General features: G+C 59.7%; 26 protein-coding genes. 18 read left to right on the forward strand and 8 right to left on the reverse strand.

The genetic code is table 11. The features are described 5' to 3' along the window. Positions 1 to 147 precede the first annotated feature (147 nt). The 3 genes from CLM60_RS01595 to CLM60_RS01605 are packed head-to-tail and all read left to right on the forward strand — an operon-like array spanning position 148 to position 3453. On the forward strand, positions 148 to 1782 hold the full coding sequence (locus tag CLM60_RS01595) for a Mu transposase C-terminal domain-containing protein (RefSeq protein WP_141246441.1): 1635 nt from the start codon (positions 148 to 150) through the stop codon (positions 1780 to 1782). 1 nt (position 1783) lies between these two features. Next, a complete protein-coding gene (locus CLM60_RS01600; RefSeq protein ID WP_095587516.1) occupies positions 1784 to 2665 on the forward strand; it encodes a TniB family NTP-binding protein in 882 nt (293 codons plus the stop codon). Continuing rightward, the gene (locus tag CLM60_RS01605) at positions 2662 to 3453 is read left to right on the forward strand and encodes a TniQ family protein (protein ID WP_040610016.1); all 792 of its coding nucleotides are present in this window, start codon (positions 2662 to 2664) and stop codon (positions 3451 to 3453) included. Before CLM60_RS01600 ends, CLM60_RS01605 begins: the two co-directional genes overlap by 4 nt. On the opposite strand, the gene CLM60_RS01610 is transcribed toward CLM60_RS01605, so the two are convergent. From CLM60_RS01610 to CLM60_RS01630, 5 genes are all read right to left on the reverse strand, one after another. Then, complete coding sequence (locus CLM60_RS01610) at positions 3450 to 4430, reverse strand: cation diffusion facilitator family transporter (RefSeq protein ID WP_009807478.1); 981 nt, start codon at positions 4428 to 4430, stop codon at positions 3450 to 3452. The genes CLM60_RS01605 and CLM60_RS01610 overlap by 4 nt on opposite strands. A 1-nt stretch (position 4431) precedes the next feature. Next, positions 4432 to 5094 (reverse strand): TVP38/TMEM64 family protein, encoded by a 663-nt coding sequence (locus tag CLM60_RS01615; protein ID WP_008327266.1) that lies wholly within the window; start codon positions 5092 to 5094, stop codon positions 4432 to 4434. 3 nt (positions 5095 to 5097) lie between these two features. Further along, the gene (locus CLM60_RS01620) at positions 5098 to 5547 is read right to left on the reverse strand and encodes a DUF6010 family protein (RefSeq protein ID WP_008327267.1); all 450 of its coding nucleotides are present in this window, start codon (positions 5545 to 5547) and stop codon (positions 5098 to 5100) included. A 161-nt stretch (positions 5548 to 5708) separates the two neighbouring features. Next, positions 5709 to 6146, reverse strand: coding sequence for an ion channel (locus CLM60_RS01625; protein WP_222481193.1), 438 nt, complete (start codon positions 6144 to 6146; stop codon positions 5709 to 5711). A gap of 88 nt (positions 6147 to 6234) precedes the next feature. Then, a complete protein-coding gene (locus CLM60_RS01630) occupies positions 6235 to 6708 on the reverse strand; it encodes a rhodanese-like domain-containing protein (protein WP_008327269.1) in 474 nt (157 codons plus the stop codon). A gap of 188 nt (positions 6709 to 6896) precedes the next feature. Between CLM60_RS01630 and CLM60_RS01635 the strand changes: the two genes are divergently transcribed. The 7 genes from CLM60_RS01635 (at position 6897) to ccmI (ending at position 13585) form a co-directional block, all read left to right on the forward strand. After that, positions 6897 to 7619 (forward strand): response regulator, encoded by a 723-nt coding sequence (locus tag CLM60_RS01635; protein WP_007803380.1) that lies wholly within the window; start codon positions 6897 to 6899, stop codon positions 7617 to 7619. After that, complete coding sequence (locus CLM60_RS01640; RefSeq protein WP_009807480.1) at positions 7619 to 9085, forward strand: ATP-binding protein; 1467 nt, start codon at positions 7619 to 7621, stop codon at positions 9083 to 9085. The genes CLM60_RS01635 and CLM60_RS01640 overlap by 1 nt, the downstream gene beginning before the upstream one ends. Next, on the forward strand, positions 9021 to 9326 hold the full coding sequence (locus CLM60_RS21120; RefSeq protein ID WP_222481198.1) for an SHOCT domain-containing protein: 306 nt from the start codon (positions 9021 to 9023) through the stop codon (positions 9324 to 9326). Before CLM60_RS01640 ends, CLM60_RS21120 begins: the two co-directional genes overlap by 65 nt. 65 nt (positions 9327 to 9391) lie before the next feature. Further along, positions 9392 to 11392, forward strand: coding sequence for a heme lyase CcmF/NrfE family subunit (locus CLM60_RS01650; RefSeq protein WP_095587517.1), 2001 nt, complete (start codon positions 9392 to 9394; stop codon positions 11390 to 11392). 8 nt (positions 11393 to 11400) lie between these two features. Then, positions 11401 to 11967: a DsbE family thiol:disulfide interchange protein gene (locus tag CLM60_RS01655; protein WP_009807483.1), complete on the forward strand. Its 567-nt coding sequence runs from the start codon at positions 11401 to 11403 to the stop codon at positions 11965 to 11967. Beyond that, positions 11964 to 12437, forward strand: coding sequence for a cytochrome c-type biogenesis protein (locus CLM60_RS01660; RefSeq protein WP_009807484.1), 474 nt, complete (start codon positions 11964 to 11966; stop codon positions 12435 to 12437). The genes CLM60_RS01655 and CLM60_RS01660 overlap by 4 nt, the downstream gene beginning before the upstream one ends. Then, the gene (gene ccmI, locus CLM60_RS01665) at positions 12434 to 13585 is read left to right on the forward strand and encodes a c-type cytochrome biogenesis protein CcmI (RefSeq protein WP_008327282.1); all 1152 of its coding nucleotides are present in this window, start codon (positions 12434 to 12436) and stop codon (positions 13583 to 13585) included. Before CLM60_RS01660 ends, ccmI begins: the two co-directional genes overlap by 4 nt. 28 nt (positions 13586 to 13613) lie before the next feature. Here ccmI and CLM60_RS01670 read toward each other — a convergent pair whose 3' ends face one another. Further along, the gene (locus CLM60_RS01670) at positions 13614 to 15743 is read right to left on the reverse strand and encodes a protein-disulfide reductase DsbD family protein (protein ID WP_009807485.1); all 2130 of its coding nucleotides are present in this window, start codon (positions 15741 to 15743) and stop codon (positions 13614 to 13616) included. A 283-nt stretch (positions 15744 to 16026) separates the two neighbouring features. Beyond that, entirely contained in the window at positions 16027 to 16329 is a 303-nt protein-coding gene (locus CLM60_RS01675) for a DUF2933 domain-containing protein (RefSeq protein ID WP_007803398.1), read from the reverse strand. Positions 16330 to 16484: 155 nt separating this feature from the next. On the opposite strand from CLM60_RS01675, the gene CLM60_RS01680 reads away from it, so the two are divergent. From CLM60_RS01680 to CLM60_RS01710, 7 genes are all read left to right on the forward strand, one after another. Further along, positions 16485 to 17045: a L,D-transpeptidase gene (locus CLM60_RS01680; RefSeq protein ID WP_009807486.1), complete on the forward strand. Its 561-nt coding sequence runs from the start codon at positions 16485 to 16487 to the stop codon at positions 17043 to 17045. Between the two features lie 28 nt (positions 17046 to 17073). Next, positions 17074 to 17532: a c-type cytochrome gene (locus CLM60_RS01685; protein WP_007803401.1), complete on the forward strand. Its 459-nt coding sequence runs from the start codon at positions 17074 to 17076 to the stop codon at positions 17530 to 17532. Between the two features lie 369 nt (positions 17533 to 17901). Continuing rightward, positions 17902 to 18495 (forward strand): c-type cytochrome, encoded by a 594-nt coding sequence (locus CLM60_RS01690; protein ID WP_007803403.1) that lies wholly within the window; start codon positions 17902 to 17904, stop codon positions 18493 to 18495. A gap of 2 nt (positions 18496 to 18497) precedes the next feature. Further along, a complete protein-coding gene (locus CLM60_RS01695; protein ID WP_007803405.1) occupies positions 18498 to 19415 on the forward strand; it encodes a c-type cytochrome in 918 nt (305 codons plus the stop codon). Positions 19416 to 19458: 43 nt separating this feature from the next. Beyond that, on the forward strand, positions 19459 to 20853 hold the full coding sequence (locus CLM60_RS01700; RefSeq protein WP_095587518.1) for a multicopper oxidase family protein: 1395 nt from the start codon (positions 19459 to 19461) through the stop codon (positions 20851 to 20853). After that, entirely contained in the window at positions 20850 to 21332 is a 483-nt protein-coding gene (locus CLM60_RS01705; RefSeq protein WP_095587519.1) for a c-type cytochrome, read from the forward strand. Before CLM60_RS01700 ends, CLM60_RS01705 begins: the two co-directional genes overlap by 4 nt. A gap of 1 nt (position 21333) precedes the next feature. Continuing rightward, on the forward strand, positions 21334 to 22065 hold the full coding sequence (locus CLM60_RS01710; protein ID WP_009807488.1) for a DsbA family protein: 732 nt from the start codon (positions 21334 to 21336) through the stop codon (positions 22063 to 22065). 42 nt (positions 22066 to 22107) lie between these two features. Here the strand turns inward: CLM60_RS01710 and CLM60_RS01715 are convergent, their stop codons facing one another. Continuing rightward, complete coding sequence (locus CLM60_RS01715) at positions 22108 to 22308, reverse strand: heavy-metal-associated domain-containing protein (protein ID WP_007803412.1); 201 nt, start codon at positions 22306 to 22308, stop codon at positions 22108 to 22110. A gap of 152 nt (positions 22309 to 22460) precedes the next feature. Here CLM60_RS01715 and CLM60_RS01720 point away from each other — a divergent pair, with 152 nt between their 5' ends. Next, the gene (locus CLM60_RS01720) at positions 22461 to 24971 is read left to right on the forward strand and encodes a heavy metal translocating P-type ATPase (protein ID WP_095587525.1); all 2511 of its coding nucleotides are present in this window, start codon (positions 22461 to 22463) and stop codon (positions 24969 to 24971) included. Positions 24972 to 24975: the final 4 nt, after the last annotated feature.

A 24975-nucleotide genomic window follows, 5' to 3' on the forward strand; every position in this document is an offset into this window, starting at 1 on the left:
CTGTCGCGTAGCCCTTAATTGTGAGATGGGAAATCCAACGAAATCAACGGCTGAGTTTTGCCCTTAAATATGAGATTTTGCCTTTAATTCTGATATTTTTGCCCTTAAACCTGAGACAGGGTTCACAGACATTTGCGGCAAATATCGATGAATGATGATGGCGAAGACTCCGTTGCCGTTGGTGCTGAAGAGGCGCGCAGGGCCGCGGTGCTGCGCCCTCTTGTTCAGGCATATCTCAATGGGACTGGCAGCCTGGAACGTGGCATCAATGACGCCGTTTGGGAGCTTGGTGTCAGCAGGGCGACGGTCTGGCGTTGGATAAAACGGTTGGCGGAAGAGGGTGGGCGCACCAGCGCTCTGGCTCCGCGGAAACGGGGCCGCCCGACCGGGACGATGTTAATATCCAGCAAAGTCGAAGCGGTAATCGAGGAGCACCTTCGCCGCTATTTCTTGCGCCGGGAGCGTTCGAGCTTGTCGCGCGTCGTGACAGAAATCCGCAGCGCTTGCTGGCAGGAGGGCTTGCAACCGCCGACACGGCGAACGGTTCAGCGTCGTCTGGATGCGATGGATGCCCGCGAAGTTGCGAAGGCACGAGAGGGCGCAAAGGCGGCCCGCCAGAAATTTGCGCCGGTCACAGGTGAGAACAAGGCCAGTATGCCACTGGAGATCGTCCAAATTGATCATACACCGGCGGACATCATTCTTGTCGACGGCTTTGAACGCAAACCAATTGGGCGGCCTTGGGTCACGCTGGCGATCGACGTCGCAACGCGGATGGTGACCGGATATTACACCTCTCTCGAGGCACCTTCGCGTCTGTCAGTGGCGCTTTGCCTGACACAGGCGGTGACCCTCAAGGAGGAACTTCTTGCGGAATTGGCGTGCGATGTTCCTTGGCCGGCACAGGGCAAACCGCACAGCATCCACGTCGATAACGGTCGCGATTTCCGGTCGCGCGCCTTTCGGTCGGCCTGTGCGGATTGGGGGATCGATCTGGTCTATCGACCGCCAGCAAGTCCTCACTTCGGTGGTCACATCGAACGGTTGATCGGCACCATGATGGGGGCCGTTCACCTGTTGCCGGGAACAACGCAATCCTCGATCGCGGCAAAGGGCGACTATGACGCCGAAAGCAAGGCCACGATGACGTTGAGCGAATTCGATCGCTGGTTTGCTCTGGAAATCTGCCGTTACAACAACAGCATTCATTCAAGTCTTGGCTGCACGCCCGTTGCCAAATGGGAGGCGCTCTCAGAGCAAATGACAGGCGACATCCCCTTCGAGATGGAAGCCTTTCAGGTGAGCTTCCTGCCGAGTGAACCGCGCAAGATCAGGCGTGACGGCATCCATCTGTTCCAGATAAGGTACTGGTCCGATGCCCTTGCAGGCCACATTGGGCGCGGGGATGGAAAGGTGGTCGTTCGCTACGATCCTCGCGATATCTCAATGATCTGGGTCGAACTGGACGATGGCCGGTATGTTGAGGCGCGGTACAGAAACCTGGAAATTCCGCCCGTCTCGCTCTGGGAATATCGCGAAGCGATGAGGAAGGCCCGTGCCCTTGGCAAGTCCGGGTCTAATGAGCTGGTGCTGGCTGAGCTGATCCGACAGCAACGCCAGATCGAAGCTGAAAGCCGGGGCCTGACGAAGGCCGAACGCAGAACCCGTGAAAGAAAAGGGACATTGAAGGGCACGAACTCGGCCGTCTCGACAACCGAAGGGCTGCGCCCGATCGATACGGGTGATACATCGCGCCCATTGTTCAAGGTGGAGAGATGGTGAATTGAGGGCAGGGACAACTGAAGAAGACGGCCGGATCGCCCTCATTCAATCGGATATCTGGATCGGCTTTCCTCGGGCGGAACAGGTGTTGGACCGCTTGCAGGGCATGATCGAAGCGCCACGACAAACCCGTATGCCTGGGCTTCTTGTGCATGGCGCCTCCGGGATCGGAAAGACGATGATTGCCCGAAACCTGTCGCGCAAGTTCGCACCAGAATACGATCCGGCGTCGGGCATCACCCGCACACCGCTTCTGCTGTTGCAAGCGCCGCCCGCACCTGATGAACGGCGGTTTTACCTGCACATCCTGGCCGCCGTCGGCGCCCCGGCGACGGCTCTTAGCGCCCGCGCTCAAAATGTGGCTTCCCTCGAAGTCCGTGTCATCGCGCTCTTACGCGACCTTGGCCTGCGGATGATCATGATCGACGAGGTCCACAATCTCTTGGCCGGGACCCACCGCGAACAGCGCCGATTTCTCAATGTCCTGCGGTATCTCAGCAATGAACTCGAGGTGTCACTGGTCTGCCTTGGGGTCAGCGAGGCCGTCGATGCTATTCGCGGTGATATCCAGCTTGCCCGACGGCTGGACGAACATCATCTGCCAAACTGGCGCGACGATGCCGAGTTCTCGGACATGATCCAGACCCTTATTGCTGCCATGCCACTGGAAAAGAAGTCCAACCTGAAGGTCAAATCTCTCAAGCAGGTCTTGGCACTGACCGGTGGGGTGACCTCGCGCATCTTCGCTCTGGTCAAGGATCTTTCCATCGACGCCATTATCACAGGCGAGGAATGCATCACCGATGACGCAATCGCAAAATGGACGCCGGTTTGGTCGCGCCATGCGAACCCCCATCGGCGGCTCCAGAAGTCCCGGGTGTGAAGCCGCACCCGCTGCCCAAGACTGTCGCGCCGCTGCCAGACGAGTTGTTGTCAGGTTGGTTGTCTCGGCTGGCGGCGGCCAACTACTGTGATGATGCGGAACTACTGGCTCATCTCAGAATCGATACCGCGCATGGCACCGCCTTGGACTTCAACGTCGACGCGGCTGCGGCGGCGAAGATTGCCAACGCCGCACGGGTTAACCCAGATGTTGTTCGATCTTTGACCTTTCCGGCAATGACGCCACGAGAAGCCTCACTGACGGCTCAGATGCCATTCCAGCATTGCCTGCGATGCTCCAGAGAGGGTCTTTTGCTCAGGCATTGGAGGCGGGCCTGGGCATTTGACTGCCAAGTTTGCGGGACGAGACTTGTGCAGACCCTTGGCAAACTCCGTGAGGAACAAATATCTGGAAAACTGATATACCGAGCGCGCCGCGGGGCAGAGATGCTTGAGTGCGCCGCGCGCTCGCGCGGCCCCAAGCAACTTCGGCGCGCAATGCGCGCAGTCACCTTTGCCATGTCACTCAAAACCTTCCGCGGGGATCCGTCGTTCGCTGTCCAGAACCCCAGATCGGAAGTTAGGCTGTTCTGCCTCGCCGCAATCGCCGCCGCTCGATCTCATCCCTTGGCTAAGGCAGCCATCGTCAGCAAAAGCATCGACGACTATGCAAGGGTTGCTCTCTTGCGCGCCTTCGAGAAGGAGCCTCGATTGCTTGCCGCGGTTGATCACATCGCGCAAAGGTGCGCGAGAAACAGGGGCCCCATGACAGCCGTATCTCACAATTAAGGGCAAAAATTGTCGCCAAACGCGTCGCGTCTCAGATTAAAGGGCAACGCGACAGCAGCCTTTGCAGCCGCTATCTGGACTATATCAAGATCCCGCGCGTGGCGCTCGTCGAGACACTCTGTTTCGAGCTGCAGCGTGACCATGTGAAACCCATGCTGTTCCGTCAGCCGCCGATAGGCCCGGTTCAGCAGGTCCGCGGCCTCTGCGGGCTCACCATGGCGGATATGGGCAGAAAATGCGTGTTTGCCGCTGGTCAGCGTCCAGGCATGCACATGGTGAACGTCCAGAACCCCGTCCTGGCCGCGCAGGTCCGTCGTCACAGCCTCGAGATCCGTTCCCTCTGGCGTGCCTTCCATGAGGATGTGGACCGCTTCCTTGATGACGCCGACGGAGGCCCAGAGGAGAACCACCCCGAACGCCATGCCGAGGATCGGGTCAATCGCCAGAAAGCCGGTGAACTCGATCACTAGAGCGGTGACGATGATCAGGAGGCTGCCGACAAAGGTCTGGATGATGTGCCAGAGCGCACCACGGGCATTCAGATCGTCCTTGCTCGATTGCCACATCAGCCCCAGCGAGATCACTTCGGTGACCAGGCCTCCGAAGGCGACCCAGAGCATGGGACCCGTGGCCAGGTGAATCGGATTCCCGAGCCGCATCGCGCCCATCCAGATCACCAGAAGCGCCATACCGAGAAGAAAGCCGCCATTCACCAGTGCCCCGATGATCTCGGCGCGGTACCAGCCGAAACTCCGCGCCGAATCCGCCGGGCGGCGCGCAATGCGCTGCGCGATGATGGCCACCAGAACGCCGCCAACCGCCGACAGGGTGTGAAACGCATCCGACAGGACGGCAATCGAGCCAGTCCAGAGCCCGACGGCCAGTTCAATCACGAAGTAGACGCCGGTGAGCCAGGCCGAAATCACAAGGGCCTTGCCGGAACTCGGCATATGCCCGGCGTGGGAATGACTGGCCATATCAGCTCTCCTTCCGTTTCGTACCGGTCTTTCGCGTCGCGGCGAAGAGAACCGACAGGCCGGTAAAGCCACCCAGCGCAAGTGCGGTCCATGTGGCAGTGCGGGCATCGCCGTTCATCGCCTGGCTGCCCATGTGAGCGAGCAAGAAACTCGCTGGAATAATCCCGGCCATCGTGGCCAGCGCGAACCTCCAAAGATGCAGCTTGCTCAGACCTGCGGCGTAACTGATCATATCGAAGGACAGAAACGGCAGCAGGCGACTGCCGAAGACCAGGAAGGTCAGAGTGTTCTGGGACCCGAACAGGCCTGCGTTAATCTTCTGACCGAGATGACGCTCAACGAAGGGACGACCCAAGCCGCGGGCCAGACCAAAGGCGGCAAGCGCACCGAGTTCCGCACCTAGAACGACGAAGAGCGTCCCGTACGTGTGTCCATAAGCCGCTCCGGCGGCGAGTGCGATTGGCGCCGAGGGCAGGGGGCTTGCGACAATAGCGATTGTCATGAGCGCCACGATGACAATTGGTCCGGCAAGACCTGCCGCCTCGATCCAGCGGTCAATTTCCGCGCGATCCGGCAGGCGAATGTCAACGCCAAGGACGTCCGGGAAGGCCAATGCGACGACTCCCATCAGGAACACCGCCATAAGAAGGATGCGCATCATCATGGATCAAAACACGGCATAGAGCAGAACGAAGAACGTCGCTGCCAAAAGGTCAAAGGCCACGCAGAATGGAATATACCAGTTCGGAATCCGGGCGAGACGATAAGAATTGTGGTGTGACATGTCCCAAAGGGCGTGAAGGGCCAAGCCCAAGGGGAGGAAGGCCCACTGCCATATCAGCCCCAGGAACGCTGCTAAGCCGAACAAAAGGGCGACCGCGAGCTCTGCCCAGAACACGCGCGCTCTGCCGTCCGCAGCGCCAAAGCCGATATAGGCACCGCCAATCAAAGCAAGCGTGATCGAAGCAAGAGCTATCGAGCTTTGCTCATCCAAAAAAAGGTGAGCCGGCAATGTGAGAACGACAAGCAACACGCCAACCCATACGGGAGATTTCAAGATATCCCCGTGTCGATGGTGCGATACGTGATCGCCTGTCTTTTCGAAAATCTGTGCCATGGCTTTGTACCTAGGGATTCCAGCAACTGGAAGGTCAAGGGCTATTCATCCACGCGCGCAACGCAGCGCTCACTCAACCGTTCCACGGTGAGGTCAAAGGACCGATATCAGGACGTATTTGACGCTGACGCCAAGCTCATGTCCGACGCGCGTGGCGATTTTCAGTCATCTTTCGCCTTCTGCCAGACTTGCTGGCAGGCTGAGTAAAGAAACGTCGCTGACCAGGTCAGCAACATGAAGCCCAAAAGCGATTGCAGCATCAGCAATAGTCGAAAGGGCCCGACCACCTCTATGGACGAATAGCCGAGGGTCGAGAACGAGATGCCCGTAACATAGAGAACATCCTGAAACATCGGAGGGCTGTTGCTGAACGATTGCGGCAGAACGCTTGCCACCACCATCGTGTTGAACACGGCGAGCGTCACAAGTTCCAAGACATGCAGCAACAGCAACGTGGAAAACGTCAGGATGATCCGAAAGCCGGAGCCATCCGACCGCTGCGGGGAAAACTTCAGAATGCCCGACAACGCATAATGATGGACAATTCCCATCACGATCGCCGCGCATATTCCGACAAACATAGCCATCAACTCGGTCATACACCCAAACCCGTCTTCCTGTTCAAACAGGTCAATTTGACCATACATCAGGCTTTTAGCACAACGGGACCAATTGATTCTTCACTGGTCAGGCCAACGCGGGGGGCAACCCGTTCAGGGCGACATCCACCGGAACGGTCGGCAAGTTCGATGCGATCCAGCCAGGCCCTTCGCCTGATCCCAACATCCCTTCCGAGATATCGGCGTAGCCCGAATAACCAGCTTGTCTCAACGCTCGAAGCAGCGATGCGGAGCGTCCGCCAGTGGCGCAGATCAGTCCAACAGTGCGATCACCGCTCAGTTCCTTGGCCCTGAACAATCGGTCCGGAAAACCGGACGCGTGCATGCTTATCGGCCATACACCAGCACCTACGCCGGTTTCTTGCCACTCTTTGTGCGTTCTGACATCGATGATCCGCGCCGTATCCGATAGAAGCGCGTCAAAGGCATTCTCTGCCGACCAGACAGATCGGCTCTGCGCCAACAGCGGTGACGCCGCGACGGTCAGCACCGTCATATGAGCACCCAGAACGAAACGGCGCCGGTTCAAATCAAGAGCCATATTCGAAAACCTCATCCTTTGATCGGTTGCGATCCCAAAGGTCACGTAACATACGCGCGACGCTACCCGGGAGCACGACACGGTGCAGGCACAGATTTGTATCCATCTGTAGCAAGGGACTGACCTGATACAAACGGCTACAATTCTGCCCATGAAACAGAATGCAACGATGATCTAGGAAGGACGCCATGGGACCGCCACCTCATATCCTTATCGTGGACGACCACGCTCAGATACGCGAAAGCGTCGCGCGCTTCCTGGAGAAGAACGGAATGCGCACGACCGTCGCCAGGGATGCCGTGGAGATGGATGCCAAGCTGGCCACTGGTCACTTCGACCTCCTCGTGCTCGATGTCATGATGCCGGGCGAGGACGGTTTGTCGGTTTGCCGCAGACTTGCGCCAGAGGGTGATCTTCCGATCATCATGCTGACGGCGCTTGGTGAGGAAACGGATCGGATCGTGGGTCTGGAAATCGGTGCGGACGATTATCTCGCCAAGCCGTTCAATCCACGAGAACTGCTCGCCCGCATCAAGTCGGTTCTTCGGAGAAGCAACCGCGACGAACCTGTGGCCGGAAGCCTCGCTGGGAGGAAAGTCTCTTTTGCGCACTGGATACTGGATACCGACCGGCAGGTGCTGATTGACGAGTCCACCACCGAGACCCCATTGACGACCTCCGAGTTCAAATTGCTGGCGGTCCTGCTGGAACGCGCGAGGATGGTGCTCAGCCGTGACCAGTTGCTTGACCTGACCGCTGGTCGGACGGCAGGCCCGATGGATCGCACCATCGACAATCAGATCAGCCGTCTCCGCCGCAAAATCGAGCCGGATGTACTTAGGCCCAGTGTCATCAAAACGGTGCGGAACGGCGGATACTGTCTGGCTGCCGATGTCGAGGATGCGCCGTGATGCGCCGTGCGATGAGATCTCTGAGCGGCCAATTGATCCTGCTTGTGGTCGCGGCACTTGTCGTGGCCCAGGTGATCAGCCTGTTCCTGTTCGCCGACGAGCGCAGCCTTGCGATCCGTGCAGCTTTAGGATTCGAGGCCGCGGGTCGCGCAGCGAATGTCGCGCGGTTGATCGAAGAGGCCCCGCTGGATCTGCAGGACTCGATCCTTCGCGCGGCAAATTCGCCTCTGATCCGGTTCGATCTGTCGGACGCTCCGATCGTGGATCACACCGGTCATTCGGACGGCGGCATCGTGGAAGCGCGCATACGCGCCCTGATGGATGACAGCTACAGCCGGGATATTCGCGTTGAATTGCACGAGGTCGAGGGCGAGTTGCGGCCTCTTCCCAATCTCTCGGACGAGATGACAGAAATGCATCTCGCGATGATGCGCGGAGAGTTGACAGCGGTTGAAATGAACCTGTCCATCGCCATCAAGGGAGCGCGTTGGCTGAATGTCGGAACGCGGTTCGAGCGACCGCCGATCCAATGGCCTTTCTATTCGATGCTGACCTTCGGGATTTCCGCCGGACTGCTTCTGGTGGCGATCTTCTGGTTTGTAATGACGCGCCTGACGCGTCCTTTGCGGCACCTGTCGAAGGCCGCGGACCATCTTGGCCGGGGCGAAGATGTGGGCGAATTGGCGGTCACAGGGCCGACCGAGGTCAGAGATCTGACCGTCGCATTCAACCGCATGCAACGACGGCTGACCCGGTTTGTCAGTGATCGTACACGTATGCTCGCAGCCCTTGGCCACGATTTACGCTCGCCGTTGACTGCCATGCGTGTCCGCGCGGAGCTGGTTGACGAAGAAGAGACGCGGGACAGCCTCATCGCATCGGTCGAAGAGATGCAGAGTATGGTCGAAGCGACGCTCACCTTTGCACGCGGCCTTACCGGATCCGAAGGTGCCGAAGTGGTCGATCTGCGCAATTTTCTGGACAGCTTGTGCAGCGATATGGCGGCACACTGCACCTTTGCCCCGAGTGATGATGTTGCCGTGCGGCTTCGACCCAACGCGTTCCGAAGGGCACTGAGGAACTTGCTTGAGAACGCCGTTCGCTACGGTGGTGCCGCAAAAGTCAGCTGGGCGACCCACGGTTCGAACCTCGTACTCAACATCGATGACAATGGGCCCGGCATTCCCGTCGACCAGTTGGAAAAGGTCTTCGATCCGTTCTATCGCCTCGAGCAATCGAGGTCTCTGGAAACGGGCGGTTATGGGCTTGGGCTCTCAATCGCGAGGACAATCGTCCAATCCCATGGCGGCGATATCCAGCTGGTCAATCAGAACAGCGCGGGTTTGCGCGCTGTTGTCACCATCCCGTTGGATGAAACCGAACTGATCGAAGGAGAAACAGATGAAACTGAACGCGTTGATCCTGCCGTTGCTGGCCAGCTTGCCCGCCAGCATGGCGCAGGCTGATGGACCAGGCTCCTGGACGGGGCACATGTGGGGCAGTGGCTATGGCTTTATGGGCGGCTTCATGATGCTCGCCTTCTGGGGTGCGCTGATCGCATTGGTGGTGTTTCTGGTGTTCAGGCTGCGGGACAATGGCACCCGTCCCCCGGACTCGGACGCGCAGGAAGCGCTCAGGCGCCGCTTTGCAAATGGGGAAATCGACGAAGAAGAGTTCCGTCGCCGCAAAGCAACGCTCGACGAATAGACCCCGCCGCGGACGCCAAAGCCGTCCGACGCGACGCCCACCGACGCTGAATAGGAAAGAACGCCATGGTCCCGGAAATTGGTCACTTCGCACTGGCCCTCGCACTGGCGCTTGCGCTTGTTCAGAGTGTTCTACCGATTGCAGGTGCGTCGCGTAGAAATGCCGTCTGGATGAAATCCGCCCAGGCGACGGCAATAGGACAAGTGCTGTTTGTGGCCATCGCCTTCGCAGCGCTGATGCAGGCTTTCATCGTCAGCGATTTTACCGTCAGGAACGTCGTCGAGAACTCCCATTCGCTCAAGCCAATGCTCTACAAGGTGGCCGGGACCTGGGGCAGCCATGAGGGTTCGCTGCTGCTCTGGATCCTGATACTCGCGGTGTTCGGCGCGGGCGTCGCCTGGTTCGGATCGAACATCCCCGCCGAGACCAAGGCGCGCACCTTGTCGGTGCAGGCGTGGATCAGCGTCGGCTTCCTGTCCTTCCTGCTGCTGACGTCGAACCCCTTCGAGCGGGTGTTTCCGCCGCCGCTCGACGGCAATGACCTCAACCCGTTGCTTCAGGACATGGGTCTCGCCATGCACCCGCCGCTCTTGTATTTCGGGTATGTCGGCTTCTCCATCGTGTTTTCCTTTGCCGTTGCGGCTCTTCTGGAAGGGCGCGTCGATCCGGCCTGGGCCAGATGGGTCCGCCCGTGGACATTGGCCGCGTGGGTCAGCCTTACGGCAGGTATCGCTCTTGGATCGTGGTGGGCCTATTATGAACTGGGCTGGGGCGGCTGGTGGTTCTGGGACCCGGTCGAGAACGTGAGCTTCATGCCCTGGCTTCTGGGCACGGCGCTGCTGCATTCCGCCATCGTCACCGAAAAGCGCGACGCGTTCAAAAGCTGGACCATCCTACTTGCCATCCTGACTTTCTCGCTTTCGCTGCTCGGGACGTTCATCGTCCGGTCAGGCCTGCTTACATCCGTGCATGCCTTCGCCGTCGATCCAGAGCGCGGGCTTTACATTCTGGGTCTGCTGGCCGTGTCCATCGGTGGGTCGCTGGCGCTCTACGCCTGGCGGGCGCCCGAAATGGAGCCGGGTGGTCTGTTTCGCCCGATCAGCCGCGAGGCCGGGCTGCTCGTGAACAACCTCATTCTGGCCGCCGCTACGGGAACGGTCCTGTTCGGGACGCTTTATCCACTGATCCTGGAGGCTGTCACCGGGGACAAGATCTCGGTCGGTCCACCTTTCTTCAACGCGGCCTTCATTCCGATGATGCTGGCACTGGTCGTGTTCATGGGTCTTGGTCCATTCCTGTCGTGGAAGCGGGCTGATATCGCCGGGTTGCTCGATCGCATTCGGTTCGTGGTCGTTCTGGCGTTCATCGCAGCTTTGGCCGCATGGTATCTTCTGAACGGTGGGCCGATCATGGCCTATCTTGCCATCCTTGGCGCAGCGTGGCTGCTTTTTGCAACCCTACGGGAATGGGCGCTACGCATCCGCCTGTTCGAGGTTCCCCTTGCAGAGAGCGCGAGACGCGCGCGCAATCTGCCACGCGCCTCTCACGGTATGACACTCGCCCATGCCGGCGTCGCTGTGTTGATGATGGGGATGATCGGCTCGACCGGATGGAAGAGTGAGGAGATCGTCTTTGCCGCCCCCGGGACCGAAGTCACGATCGCGGGGTTCGACATCACCTTCGAAGGGGCCACACAGGTTCAAGGGCCGAACTACATCGCGGATCGCGGCACCCTTGTGGTCCGTCGGGATGGCGAGCTGGTCACGACGCTTTTCCCAGAACGCCGGTATTACCCGGTCGCGGAAAGCCAGACGACGGAGTCGGCCATCCGCTCTACATTGGCGGGTGATCTCTATACGTCGATTGCAACGCCAGCCTCCGATCAAGTGAACAACGCCGGAGCATGGACCCTTCGGATCCTCTATGAACCGCTCGTCAACCTGATCTGGATCGGCTCGATCCTGCTGGTGATCGGTGGCTGTTTGTCCTTGTCGGATCGCCGTTTGAGGGTCGGGGCGCCGCGCCGCGCCAAACAGCCAGCCAGCGATGCCGTTCCTGCCGAGTAGGAGAGAAGATGAAACGTCTCATTGCCGGGCTGCCGTTTATTGCGGCGGTCATATTCGGGGGTTTTTTTCTCTGGGGGCTCAATCCCGACCGGGATCCCAACGAGATCCCTTCCGTCCTGATCTCGCAACCGGCCCCGGCGTTCGACCTCGATCCCGTGCCGGGGTTGGAGACACCCGGCCTGGCCCGAAGCGATCTTGTCGGCAACGAACGACCGGTCGTGGTCAATGTCTTTGCGTCCTGGTGCGTGCCCTGCCGCGCGGAACATGCCGTGTTGACAAGATTTGTCGAACGAGACGGCATGCGGTTGTTCGGAATAAACTACAAAGACAAACCTGAGGATGCCGTGAAGTGGCTCAATGACCTCGGCAATCCCTACGAGCGGATCGGGTCCGACCTGTCGGGCCGGACCGGGATCGAATGGGGCCTGTCGGGCGTGCCGGAAACCTTCATCGTCGATAGCGATGGCACCGTTTTGTTTCGCTATGTCGGGCCGGTCGTGGGTCCGGACGCCGTCGAACGGTTCACGCAAGCCCTGAAGCAGGCAGGCGCACTGCCAAATGGAGCAGGTTCATGAGACAGTTGATTTTCGCGTTTTGCATCGGGCTCCTTCCCTTTGCCGCCAATGCGGTGGAACCGGACGAAATGCTGACCGACCCGGTATTGGAACAGCGTGCGCGGGAGATTTCCAAGGATCTACGATGCGTCGTCTGTCAGAACCAGGACATCGACAGTTCGAACGCGGGTGTGGCGCGGGACTTGCGTCTGCTCGTACGCGAGCGCCTGGTCGTTGGAGACAGCGACGCGGAGGTGATCGAATACATACGGGCGCGGTACGGGGATTACGTGCTGCTGAAACCGCCTCTGGAGCCTGCGACCTACGCGCTTTGGTTCGCTCCGATCGCTTTCGTTCTGATCGGGGTTTTCGTTGGTGGCGGGCTACTGATGAGTCGGCGAAAGCAAGAGGCATTTGAAGACTTGGGCTCGGAGGATGAGAACACCGTGTCCGAAATTCTCAGGCAAAACGAAGCGGGGGATGCGTCATGATCTGGGGTATTTTCGTTCTTTTGACGCTGGTCGCAATCGGAATTGTCCTCTACCCGCTGCTGCTGTCCAAATCGAACACTCTCACCAGAGGGGATGCGGTACCGGCGATCCTCGCCGATCAGATGCGGGAAATCCAACGAGACATGGACCGCGGTTTGATTTCTGAACAGGAAGCTCAAGCGGCCAGACTCGAGATCAAGAAACGGATCCTCGCGACGACCCGCAATTCGGAAGAAAAAGCCGGATCATCCCGTAATGGTGGCAGAGTCACTCTCGTTGTCGCGGCGGTCCTCGCGCCGGTTATTGCCGCGGGCTACTATCTGACGATGGGATCGCCGGAGGTTCCTTCAATGGCCTTCGCTGCCCGTGCAGAGGAGCGGGCACAGACTGATGAAGTGACGGCGCTGGCAATACAACTTCGCGAAAGGCTTGTATCCGATCCGACCGGCGGCCCTAGCGAAGGGTGGATGCTGTTGGGCCAGACCTATCAGCGCATGGGCAGAGCAGCCGATGCCGTCGAAGCCTTCGAAGTCGTTGCCGAACGGGAGGATGCCACCTCCGCGACATTCTCCATGCTGGCAGAGGCTGTCGCGGTTGCCAATGACGGCGTTGTTATTCCACGGGCGAAATTGGCCATTGATCGCGCTTTGGACCTTGACCCATCCAATCCTGCGGCAACCTACTTCGAGTCTCTGTATTACTTTCAGCAAGAAGAGACGCGTAAGGCCTACGATCTGCTTGTTTCACGACTGAATCAGGAAGAGGCTTACGTTCCCTGGATGGAGACCTATGCAGCGCAGATCAACCGGATTGCAGCGGCAGCTGACCTTCCGGTCGTCAATCTACCCAGCGGGCCGACGTCGCAACCAGGCCCGAGTGCCGCAGATGTCGCGGCGGCGTCGGAGATGAATGACGCGGATCGCGCGGAGTTCATCCGATCGATGGTCTCGCGGCTGGCCGAGCGTCTTGAGGATGAACCGGACGATCTGGATGGTTGGATGCGGCTGGCAAATGCCTATACCGTCCTTCAGGAGCCCGATCGCGCCGTTGAGGCCTACCGCAAGGCTGAAGCGCTGTTGGAGCAGCAGCCCGCCAGTGATCCTCGGCGTGCGGCGGTCCGTGCCGCGCTTGAGCGGCTCGGCGGCTGACTACTGCTCGGTGTCCCGGTCGAGCAGGTCACTCCTGTCCGGCAACCTTTGCGGAAACATCCCGACCACTGGCTTGCGCCAAGGCGTTCATCACGTCCTCGGTTTTTAGCAATTCGGACAGCACAATGCCGTTCGGTGCCGATGGTCCGTAGACGGCATTGAAGGGGATGCCGTATCTGCCGAAACTCTCAAGGTAGCGGGAAATGCGCGTGTCCGGGCGTGTCCAATCTGCCTGCATCGCCGTGACTCCAGGCGCTTCAAGCGCGCTCCGGACTGGCTCCCGATCGATGATAAGTGTCTTGTTCGCTTTGCAAGTCAGACACCAGTCAGCGGTCACATCGACAAAAACGACCTCTCCTGCGGACACGCGTTTCGCTATTTCCGAACGATCAAATGCGATCCAAGCCATTGCCAACTGCGGCGTCGAACGCGCAGGTGCTGATTGCTGCAAGAGAGGACCTGCGGCAATGGCCAGGACAAGGCTGGCTATGGCAATAGACCACCTGAATTGGGACTGCACATTCGGGAGAGATAGTATCAGAACGGCGAGACCGGACAACGCCGCGACCGCGATGACAGACGCAAGCCCGGCGACACCGTCGAGCACCCAGAACAGCCACACGGCGGTTGCAAGCAACAAAACCCCCATGACGCTTTTGATGATCAGCATCCATCGACCAGGCTTGGGCATGAATGCGACCAGACGCGGGAACGCGGCGATGACGAGATAGGGCAGGGCGAGGCCGAGCCCGAGGCTCGTAAAGACGATGAGGATGTCCACGCCACGCCCGGCCAAAGCAAAGGCCACCGCGGTGCCGAGGAACGGTGCCGAACAAGGCGTCGCCATGACGGCACCGAACATGCCAGTGAAAAAGTCGGCGGAATACCCGTTGCGTCCTCCGGCCCCTGCAAGCCGCGTCTGCATGCCGTGTGGAAGGGCGAACTCGAACGCTCCGAACAGATTTGCCGAAAAGACGAGCAGGACAGCGATCATCGCCGCAAGAAACAGCGGGCTTTGAAACTGCAAACCCCACCCGACGCTGAGGCCTGCCGTCTGGAGCGCCCAGAGGACGAGCGCCAGACCCCACATGAACGTCATGATGCCGGCGCTGGCAGCGACGAAACCGAACCGGACACGGGTTGTGTCGTGATCGGTGTGTTTGAGCACAGACGACACCTTGATGGACAGCACCGGCAGCACGCAGGGCATCACATTCAGGATCAATCCGCCCAGCAGCGCGATCGCGGCAATCCAGATCAGTTCCATCATGTCCGGTGTCGTGGCGGCCAGTTCAAAGGGTGGTGCTATTCCTTGCGCCACGCGATCCGCGATGATCGTGAAGGCCCGGTTCTCGCCGTCGGTGACGGTAATCGACGGAGCCACTGTCACATCCGTATTCGACGAGAGGATCGGCAAGCGCGCCCAAAGCAAACGATCCTCTTCTCCCAAACGGATATCGGGTTTGCCAAGCGCAACACCCATACCCAGTTCGGGAAACACATCCGGCGACTGGAGTGGTTCATCGACGCGAAGGCTGACGATCAACTCCGTGAGGTCTTCGTCGATGAAGGCATTTGCCTCGCTGACGCCGCTCGTCTTGGCCCCTTCGGGGACGCGCTCGGAAAACGTACCGATCAGCCCAGCCGAAGTGCTGTCGATGACGTTGCCCCGTCCGAGGCGAAGTGACAGGTCAAACTCTTCCGGGACACAGACATTGGAGCACACCAGCAGTTTGACCTGCGCGGAAAGAGTCACAGGTGCGCCGGGATCTTTGAGCGTTATGCGCAGCGGAAAGACGACTTCACCCGCATAACCAAAATTTTCGATGCCGAAGGCGGTGAAGCGCGTCGGGGCGGGCCACATGAATTCGACATCTGCGACGTTTTCGGAACCGCTCCATTCGACCGAAGGCGGTATTCCCACCTCGCCCGCCGACCGCCAATAGGTCTTCCAGTTTTCGTTCAGTTGAAGGTGAAGCCCGGCTGACAGAGTCTGTGTGTTCTCGGGAACGCCGTCCTGTACACTAATGAGATGCGCGGTGAGTGGCGCGCTCTGGTATTCAGCAGAGGTTGCTGCCGCGACACTTCCAGAGACAACGGCCAGGAGCACGAAGGGAATAAGCAAAACCCGTCGCAGGATCAAAAGGCAATCGATCAAGATACCTGCTTCCTTCCCATATTTTCCGCAGATTTCGCCAGGACGGCGGAAATTGCGTCAAAGTCCACCTGTGGCAAAACCCTGACGACCGTCCGCACAGACAATTCGCGCAACGCCAGTCGCAGAAGATGAAAGGGTTCGACACCCATCCGGCAGAAGGTCTGACGCTTGCTTCGTGGACACGATAGCCTTCAGATCTAGGCAGTCTGCAAGGCTTCCCGCGCAACCTCCAAGTAATGTAACCATCAACAGCAATACGAATACCTTTGCTTTCCCTCGCACATCACTGCCTGTTGCGGGCGACGCTAGGAATCACGGAACTTATGGGCTCGGGCGCTTCCTCGATAGTATCGTTTGCCTTGTCGGAATGGCACGATTTCCCCATGAATCTATGCATCACAAGATGCGCTCCAACGCACAACAGGAGCGGGGCGAAAGCCGATGCATTGCCCCACATACCCGCAAGCGTTCCGCCAGCGAGAAAAAAACCGATCACGGGCAACAGCATCACAATGCAACACGCCATCATTCCGTAATGCATGAGCTTGTCTGTAATCGGCTTATTCTTGGGATTTTCGTCGTCCATGACACCCTCTTTGTCTCGTTCCTGGCGTCATTTGCGACCCTCCAGCAGGGTAAGGTCAAGGATACAAATGGATACACTTCTCGCGGCCTTGTCAGGTTGCCTGATGCCGGGTCTCCCGTAAAAGACATGTACAAACCGTAGGCTAGGAGTGTGTCATGACGACATCGCGAAACAACAAGATCAATCGACGAAGCCTGTTGGGGTATGCGGCTGTCGCTTTGGTTGCACCAAGCGTGGTTCGAGCCGAAACCATTCGCCGCAACATTTCTTCTTTCCGAGTTCATGACTGGCAAGACCATTTCGACACGCTCGGCAAAGGGATCATCATCTCAGACACCGTGACGATGGCGCTACAGCACTGGACAGCGGACGGCGAGATGCGGATTTACCCGACATCCGTTCCGCTGACCGACGAACTCACCAAACGCGGTTACACTGAAGTGGTGGAAAAACGCAAAAACCCCAGTTGGGCGCCGACGCCCTCCATGCGGGAACGCAATCCGGAATGGCCGGCACGTATCGAGGGGGGTGATCCGGACAACCCCTTGGGTACTCGCGCACTGTACCTGTCGTGGCAGTACTACCGTATTCACGGGACACAGGACACGCGCAAGATCGGCCGCCGGTCGTCAAACGGCTGCATCGGTTTGTTCAACGAACAGATCGAGGAAGTCTACGAGCGAGCGCCTGTCGGCACTCAAGTCAAACTCATCTGACCCAACGGGCAAGGCGGAAGATACAGGCATGGACAAATTAACTGCGCTGATTGGTGCCGTTTTTGTTATCGGCGGGGGTTTTGCCGTTTGGCAGTTCGTTGGAGCCGAAGATTTAGCGGTTGGCCACTCCATGACGCCACCTGACACAAGCGAGATTGCCGAAGGCGATCCGATCGTCCAGGTCCAGCTGCCTGACGCACTCTCGCAGCAGGCGGCGCTTGGGAAGAACATATTCGAGGCAAAATGTTCCGAGTGTCACGGCGAAAATGCCGCCGGTCGCAACGGTGTTGCGCCGCCTCTCGTGCACAAGATCTACGAACCGAGCCACCATTCGGACATGGCTTTTGTTCTGGCAGCTCAAAACGGCGTCCGTGCACATCACTGGAATTTCGGTAATATGCCTAAGATCGAGGGATTGACCCAAGGAGACGTCAAGATGGTGGCCGCCTATGTCCGCGAATTGCAGCGGGCCAACGGGATCAACTGATGCGTTGGTCGAAGACGAACCGATGGATTCTGTCGGCCGTTTTCGGCCTTTTCCTTGTAGTACTCGGGGTGCCAGAGGCGCCGGTATATCATGGTGAAACGTCGTTGGGGCAGGAATACCATGGTCACGAAGACGCAGGGCCATCGACCGAGGCCTCTGGCCACTGCCATCCAGGCCTCGATTGTTCTGTCCCGGCAGCGTTATTGCTTCAGCCGAACATGGCGTACGAGCCTTCTTTTCTGAAAGCCGTCATGCAAGACGGCGCGATCCAACGAACCGAATTGCGCCCGATCAGCGATCCTCCACCGCCCCGACGGTGGGTCTGATTTCACATCGCTCGAAAAGCAGACCCAAAGAAGGATCGAAGACATGAAAAAGACGACTATCGTAGCGGCAGTGTTGATTGCAGGTACTGCGGTCACGGCATTCGCGCATAGCGGTGCCACCGGCATCGTGAAAGAGCGCATGGATGCCATGCTTGCAATGGGGAAGGCGGTCAAGACCGTGGCCCCGATGATGCGGGGCGAAACGGCCTATGACGCAGAAACAGTGCGCGATGCCGCGCGCCTGTTCCAGCAGCACGCCGGTGAGAGCATGACAAAGCTGTTCCCAGAGGGCACAGGGGGCATGCCCTCGGAAGCCAAGGACGAGGTGTGGACCGACTGGGAGCGCTTCGCGGCATTGGCAAGTCAGCTGGAAGAATACTCTGAGGGCCTGGAACGCGCAGCCGACAATGGATTGGGCGGCATGAGCGGCAATACCTCCATGGATGGCGCCTCGATGATGGGCGGCGGGTCAATGATGGGAGGCGATACAACCATGATGGGCGGGAGCACGATGATGGGCCGAGGCGACATGATGGATGCGGCCGCCATTGCCGAAATGCCCGCCGACGCAGCATTCGCGATGACGACCCAGGTCTGTTCCGCATGCCATGAACGCTTCCGGGCGGAAGAAGACTGACCATGCGCCGGTTCTTGACACTCGTCAGCGGGGCCGCCGTGCTGGGCGCGGCCAGCCTCGGCGTCGTGATTGCATGGCCTGTCGGCAGTGCAGTGACTCCGATTGCAATAGAGGGCAATGTCGACCGGGGCGCATATCTGGCGCGCGCCAGTGGGTGCATTGCCTGTCATACCAATTTTGAAGCGGGCGGCGCACCACTTGCCGGAGGGGCGCCGCTCGAAACCCCGTTCGGAACGTTCTACCCGCCCAACCTGACGACAGACCCGGAACATGGCATGGGCGAATGGACGGCAGAACAGTTCGCAAAAGCCGTGCGGCAAGGCATCGGCCCCGATGGAACGCCGTACTATCCGTCTTTCCCGTACACCTTCTATGCGGATTTTTCTGATCAGGATATCGCTGACCTCTGGGCGGCGTTTCAAACCGTGCCGCCCGTGGACGAGCCTGCACCAGAAAATGATGTCAGCTTCCCATTCGACCAACGATGGGGGCTGAAGCTCTGGCGAGCGGCGTTCTTCTACGATCCGGATACCGAACCGATTGAAGGGCGAAGCGACGCATGGAATCGAGGACGGGAATTGGTGCGCGGTGCGGCACATTGCGGAGCCTGCCATACGCCGCGCAATCTTGCGGGAGGCCGCGATATCGGTGCTTCCTTTGCAGGCAACGCCCAGCTTCCCGGTGGCAGCAAGGCCCCCGCGATACGGCCAAAAGACCTGGTCAAAAATGACTGGACGGTTTCAAACCTCGCTTATGCGCTCCAGACCGGCATCACCCCTTCGGGCGATGCTTTCGGCGGCAGCATGGCGGAAGTGGTTCGCGAGGGAACTCGGTTTCTGACACCTGCCGATCGCGAAGCGATGGCGCTTTTCCTGCTGAACAAGGACACGGTCGAGGCGGAGAACCCCGCGTCGAACTAACACCACGCGGGGGCAACACGCCCCCGCTTTCTCGAGGATCGAAATGAGACAAACACGTCGGGATTTCTTGCGCCATGCAACACTGGCGGCCTGCGCGGCGGCCATCCCGCAGTCGGCTTTTGCCGCGACCCCGTTCGAGGACCTGATTGCCAAGGTTGCACGTCGACAGCTTCTTCCGGACACCTACCCGGAAACAGAGATCTGGGGCTATGACGGCCTCGTTCCGGCCCCGGAAATCAGGGTCACACAAGGCGATCGGGTGCGTCGCAGGTTTCGCAACGAGGTACCCGATCCCAGTTCGGTTCACTGGCACGGAATCCGGATCGACAACGCGATGGATGGCGTTTCAGGGCTGACCCAAGAGGCCGTAGCGCCGGGTGGAACCTTTGACTACGACTTCGTCGTACCGGACGCGGGCACCTATTGGTATCACGCGCATAATCGCTCATACGAGCAAGTCGCGCGTGGTCTGCGCGGTGCCTTGATCGTCGAAGAGGTCGATGGACCGGACATCGACCGCGAGGAAGTCATCGTTCTGGAGGACTGGTTGCTCGACCCTGAGAGCGGGCAGCTGTTCGACAATTTCGAACAGCCCATGATTATGAGCCACGGTGGACGTACCGGCAACTTTATCACGACCAACGGGCGCTATGACCTGACCTTGCCCGCGCAGCGCAACGAGCGCATTCGCTTGCGGATCATCAACGCAGCAAGCGCTCGAATTTTCCCGCTGAGGCTCTCTGGATTCAGTGGCTGGACGGTGGCCGTGGATGGAATGCCAACCGGCCAACCCCAGTCGGTTGACGGCGAGTTGATCCTCGGCCCGGCACAGCGCGTCGACTTAATTGTGGATGTGACCGAAGACGAAGGCGGCACCGCCCAATTGCTTCGCATCGGCGATGATGATCAACTGACCCCGTTGGTGAGTTTTCTGGTCAACGGCACAGCCAGTTCAGTACCAAGAGGCAAGCCACTGCCGTTGCCGCCGAACCCCGCGGCACACGCCCCGGACCTTGCCGATGCGCGTGATTTGAGACTGGTCATGTCCGGCGGGGCAATGGGGCGAATGCAGTCCGCATTGCTTGGCGGGGAACGTCTTGGATTCCGTCAGCTTGCCCAAGCGGGCAAATTCTGGGCCCTGAATGATGTCGCCGAAATGACCTACACGCCACTGGCCGATCTATCCCTGAACGAGCCGGTGCGCCTGAAGATCGAGAACCAGACCGTTTTCCCACATGCGATGCACCTGCACGGGATGCATTTCCGCGAGCTGCGCCCCGACGGCGCGTTCGGGCCGATGCGGGACACGATCCTGTTGGCCGGCAACGAGTCCCGGGAGATCGCCTTTACGGCAGACAATCCCGGCAAGTGGCTGTTCCATTGCCACATGCTCAGCCACGCCGCATCTGGCATGACAACCTGGATACGGGTCACATGAGATATCTCGTTTGGTCCCTTCCGATCACTGTCGCAGCAGCCGCCTTCACGTATTGGCTCTCGACCAGTGCATCCTCGGATGTCAGCAGCGCGTCCAGGGCGGAGAGCTACGACATCGAAGAAGGCGCGTTGCTCTACGCAGAAAACTGTGCGTCTTGTCATGGCGCGGGTCTGGAAGGCCAGCCGGAATGGCGAACGCCCGGCGCGGATGGGCGCCTGCCAGCACCACCACATGATGAGACGGGTCACACCTGGCATCATCCTGACAGCCTGCTCTTCGATTACACAAAACTGGGGGGTGCGGCGCTTCTGGCGCGTCAGGGCGTCGAATTCGACAGTGGCATGCCCGGTTTCGCAGACGTGCTGACCGACCAGCAAATTCACAACATCCTGGCCTTCATCCGGTCCACCTGGCCAGACCGCATCCGCGAAGTCCAGGCCGCGCGGACAGAAGCCGACGAACAACGGGGAGAGAACTAAAATGCGTTTCAGACAAGCCTTCACGACGGTCGCGATAGCTGCCTTGCTTCCGATACCGGCACTCGCGGACGAACTGTCAGAGTCCCGGGTCAAGGAACTTGTGCTCGAGGCAATCCGCGAGAACCCGGAGATTGTCATGGAGGCCGTGGCGATCCTCGAACAAAGGCAGGCGCAAGCGCAGGAGCTCAGTCAGGCCCAAGTTCTGAATGACCAGCGCGATCTGATCGAGAACGATCCGAATGCGCCGGTTCTCGGCAACCTGGAAGGGGACGTCACTGTTGTGGAATTTTTCGACTACAACTGTCCCTATTGTCGGCGGGTCAAACCCGAGGTGCGGGCTTTGATCGAAGACGATCCCAACATTCGCCTCGTCTATCGTGAATGGCCCATTCTCGGAGACGGATCGGTGTTTGCCGCGAAAGCGGCCTTGGCAGCGCGCAAGCAGGACAAATACGAAGAGTTTCACTGGGCAATGATGGGGCTGGAAGGCCGCGCGGAAGAGGCCTCCGTGCTGCGCGTGGCCGAGGAGATCGGCCTGGATATCGCGCAGTTGCGCAAGGACATGGAGGCCCCCGAGGTCGAAGAGCACATTGCGACCTCCATGCAACTGACCCAAGCTCTGGGCTTTAACGGCACGCCGTCTTTCGTGATCGGGGATGCGCTGGTCCCGGGCTTCGTCGAAAAGGCGCAGCTTGCCGACTTGGTCGAGGAAGCCCGCAAAGTCGAAGACTGAAATTCTGTGCCCGGACCACCCTTGGGTGGTCCAGGCACTGCATCAAGCGGCCGCAGGTTCCACGTTGTAGCCCGCATCCCGAATGATCGCTTGGACCTGATCGGCTGGTAACACGCTGTCGACATGCACCTGTCGGGCAGAAAGGTCACATTCTACGCCTGCATTCGGATCTGCGCTCTTCACCGCGCTTTCGATTGCTGCGGTGCAATGCCCACAGCTCATGTCCGGAACGCTGAACTTCATCGGAACCACTCCTTGATCTGATTTCTATCGGTGACATGGGGCTTCCCCCCGCTGGAAGGTCAAGTGAAGAAATTTATTTGGCGCCCTCCCATTGACCCTCCAGTAACTGGAAGCCTCATATTCCACTTCGAATGGAAAAACAGGTGACACATATGCCCGAACCCAAACAGATCAGCCTGCCGATCGAAGGCATGTCATGCGCGTCCTGCGTTGGCAGGGTCGATCGCGCATTGAATGCAATCGACGGCGTAGAGGATGTGTCGGTGAACCTTGCCTCGGAAACTGCTCGCATGAGCGTGGACGCGCTCAAGCGCATTCCCGACATCATCGAATCCCTTCGCGAGCTGGGCTACCCCGCGCGGAAGGCCAGGGCCGAACTCACGATTGCAGCGATGTCCTGTGCCTCTTGCGTCGGGCGGGTCGATAAGGCGCTTGCCGCGGTGCCCGGGGTGGTCGAGGTGAACGTCAACCTCGCCTCAGAGACGGCGACGGTCATTTACGTCGAAGGTCTTGTCACGACATCCGATCTGATCGAATCAAGCGGCGCGGCAGGGTATCCAGCAACCGTGGCAACGGCCCAGGCCGGTGACGACAGAGTTGCGCGCAAGGAGGAAGAGGCTCAGGCGCTTGCCAAACGGGTCACCTTTGCGGCCATCCTCGCCTTGCCGGTCTTCCTGATCGAAATGGGTGGCCACGTCATTCCGGCCGTTCATATGCTGATCGAGACCACGATTGGCCAGCAGACGAGTTGGCTTCTTCAGTTCGTGCTGACGACAATCGTTCTCTTCGGCCCGGGCCGGACGTTTTACACCAAGGGTTTCCCGGCCTTGTTCCGGGGTGCCCCCGACATGAACAGCCTCGTCGCGGTCGGCACCGGGGCGGCTTACCTTTATTCCGTGGTTGCGACATTCGTACCGTCGGTCCTGCCTGACACGCTGCGCACCGTCTATTTCGAGGCGGCAGCGGTCATCGTCGTTCTGATCCTTCTGGGGCGGTTTCTTGAAGCGCGCGCCAAGGGGAGAACGGGCGCGGCCATCCAGAAGCTATTAGGGCTTCAGGCGCGGACTGCACGCGTGATGCGGGACGGAGAAAGCGTCGAGATCGAGATCGATGCGCTGGTTCAGGGTGACATCGTCATCGTGCGCCCTGGTGAACGCATCGCGGTCGATGGCGAGGTCATCGAGGGGACCAGCCGCGTCGACGAAAGCATGCTGACAGGCGAGCCGATCCCCGCTGAAAAAGGTGCCGGAGATACGGTGACCGGCGGGACGGTCAACGGCGCCGGAAGCCTACAGTTCCTCGCCACGCGGGTCGGCGCCGACACGACCCTGGCGCAGATTATTCGCATGGTCGAAGAGGCCCAGGGCGCCAAACTGCCGATCCAGGGATTGGTCGACCGGATCACCTTGTGGTTCGTGCCTGCCGTGATGGCGATCGCGGCGGCGACCGTGCTGGTCTGGCTGTTTTTCGGGCCTGATCCGGCCCTGACGATGGCGCTGGTCGCCGGTGTGTCGGTGCTCATCATCGCGTGCCCCTGCGCGATGGGGCTTGCGACGCCGACCTCGATCATGGTCGGGACGGGACGTGCTGCGGAAATGGGTGTCCTGTTCCGTAAAGGTGACGCCTTGCAGCAACTTGATTCCGTTGATGTGGTCGCCCTCGACAAAACAGGCACGGTGACCGAGGGGCGACCCGCACTGACTGACCTTGTGCTGGCGGAAGGGTTCGATCGCCCAACAACGCTCTCGAAGATCGCTGCCGTGGAGTCGCTCTCCGAGCATCCTGTCGCGGACGCCATCGTGCGGGCCGCGCGGGCCGAGGGCGCACCTCTTGTGGCGGCCGAAGGCTTTCAATCGGTCACAGGTTACGGCGTGCGCGCCGTGGTCGAAGACGTGGAGGTGTTGGTTGGGGCCGACCGCTACATGGCGCGCGAAGGCATTGACGTCTCGGCATTGGCTCCAGAGGAAACGAAGATCGCAAGCAAGGGTCGCACGGCGCTTTACGCTGCCATAGATGGGCGTGTCGCCGCCGTGATCGGCGTGGCCGATCCGGTCAAACCGGCAAGCCGCGCAGCCATCGCAGCGCTGCACGAAAAGGGTCTTGCGGTTGCGATGATCACCGGCGACAAACGCGAAACCGCCGAAGCCATCGCCCGCGAAACCGGTATCGACCACGTCATCGCCGGCGTCCTGCCGGACGGCAAGGTTGCGGCGCTCGACAGTTTGCGCCAAGGGAACAAGCGCATCGCCTTTGTCGGCGACGGGATCAACGACGCCCCGGCGCTGGCGCATGCCGATGTGGGCATCGCCATTGGAACCGGCACCGATGTGGCCATCGAATCTGCGGATGTCGTCCTGATGTCGGGCGATTTGCGCGGCGTGGTGAACGCCTTCGAAGTATCGCGGCGGACCATGCGCAACATCCGGCAGAACCTGTTCTGGGCCTTTGCCTACAACGTGGCACTTATTCCGGTCGCTGCCGGGGTGCTCTATCCGGCCTTTGGGTTGCTCCTGTCACCAATCCTTGCGGCGGGTGCGATGGCGTTGTCCTCGGTGTTTGTCCTGACCAATGCCCTGCGGCTGCGGCGCATCGCGCCTGCGATGGACGAGCAGCGCGCAATCCCGGCAGAGATGGCAGCCGCCACTCCTGCTCCAGCAGAATAACGGA

The organism is Actibacterium ureilyticum (genome assembly GCF_002285435.1).
Lineage (GTDB): Bacteria > Pseudomonadota > Alphaproteobacteria > Rhodobacterales > Rhodobacteraceae > Actibacterium_C > Actibacterium_C ureilyticum.

Bases quoted from the DNA above. Each gene is read 5' to 3' on its own strand.
- CLM60_RS01610 (WP_009807478.1), bottom strand. From the start codon at position 4,430: ATGGCCAGTCATTCCCACGCCGGGCATATGCCGAGTTCCGGCAAGGCC.
- CLM60_RS01690 (WP_007803403.1), top strand. From the start codon at position 17,902: ATGAAAAAGACGACTATCGTAGCGGCAGTGTTGATTGCAGGTACTGCG.
- CLM60_RS01595 (WP_141246441.1), top strand. From the start codon at position 148: ATGAATGATGATGGCGAAGACTCCGTTGCCGTTGGTGCTGAAGAGGCG.
- CLM60_RS01660 (WP_009807484.1), top strand. From the start codon at position 11,964: ATGAGACAGTTGATTTTCGCGTTTTGCATCGGGCTCCTTCCCTTTGCC.
- CLM60_RS01675 (WP_007803398.1), bottom strand. From the start codon at position 16,329: ATGGACGACGAAAATCCCAAGAATAAGCCGATTACAGACAAGCTCATG.
- CLM60_RS01715 (WP_007803412.1), bottom strand. From the start codon at position 22,308: ATGAAGTTCAGCGTTCCGGACATGAGCTGTGGGCATTGCACCGCAGCA.
- CLM60_RS01685 (WP_007803401.1), top strand. From the start codon at position 17,074: ATGGACAAATTAACTGCGCTGATTGGTGCCGTTTTTGTTATCGGCGGG.
- CLM60_RS01655 (WP_009807483.1), top strand. From the start codon at position 11,401: ATGAAACGTCTCATTGCCGGGCTGCCGTTTATTGCGGCGGTCATATTC.
- CLM60_RS21120 (WP_222481198.1), top strand. From the start codon at position 9,021: ATGAAACTGAACGCGTTGATCCTGCCGTTGCTGGCCAGCTTGCCCGCC.
- CLM60_RS01720 (WP_095587525.1), top strand. From the start codon at position 22,461: ATGCCCGAACCCAAACAGATCAGCCTGCCGATCGAAGGCATGTCATGC.
- CLM60_RS01680 (WP_009807486.1), top strand. From the start codon at position 16,485: ATGACGACATCGCGAAACAACAAGATCAATCGACGAAGCCTGTTGGGG.
- CLM60_RS01615 (WP_008327266.1), bottom strand. From the start codon at position 5,094: ATGATGATGCGCATCCTTCTTATGGCGGTGTTCCTGATGGGAGTCGTC.
- CLM60_RS01650 (WP_095587517.1), top strand. From the start codon at position 9,392: ATGGTCCCGGAAATTGGTCACTTCGCACTGGCCCTCGCACTGGCGCTT.
- CLM60_RS01620 (WP_008327267.1), bottom strand. From the start codon at position 5,547: ATGGCACAGATTTTCGAAAAGACAGGCGATCACGTATCGCACCATCGA.
- CLM60_RS01630 (WP_008327269.1), bottom strand. From the start codon at position 6,708: ATGGCTCTTGATTTGAACCGGCGCCGTTTCGTTCTGGGTGCTCATATG.
- CLM60_RS01625 (WP_222481193.1), bottom strand. From the start codon at position 6,146: ATGACCGAGTTGATGGCTATGTTTGTCGGAATATGCGCGGCGATCGTG.
- CLM60_RS01640 (WP_009807480.1), top strand. From the start codon at position 7,619: ATGCGCCGTGCGATGAGATCTCTGAGCGGCCAATTGATCCTGCTTGTG.
- CLM60_RS01705 (WP_095587519.1), top strand. From the start codon at position 20,850: ATGAGATATCTCGTTTGGTCCCTTCCGATCACTGTCGCAGCAGCCGCC.
- CLM60_RS01695 (WP_007803405.1), top strand. From the start codon at position 18,498: ATGCGCCGGTTCTTGACACTCGTCAGCGGGGCCGCCGTGCTGGGCGCG.
- CLM60_RS01700 (WP_095587518.1), top strand. From the start codon at position 19,459: ATGAGACAAACACGTCGGGATTTCTTGCGCCATGCAACACTGGCGGCC.
- CLM60_RS01710 (WP_009807488.1), top strand. From the start codon at position 21,334: ATGCGTTTCAGACAAGCCTTCACGACGGTCGCGATAGCTGCCTTGCTT.
- ccmI (WP_008327282.1), top strand. From the start codon at position 12,434: ATGATCTGGGGTATTTTCGTTCTTTTGACGCTGGTCGCAATCGGAATT.
- CLM60_RS01635 (WP_007803380.1), top strand. From the start codon at position 6,897: ATGGGACCGCCACCTCATATCCTTATCGTGGACGACCACGCTCAGATA.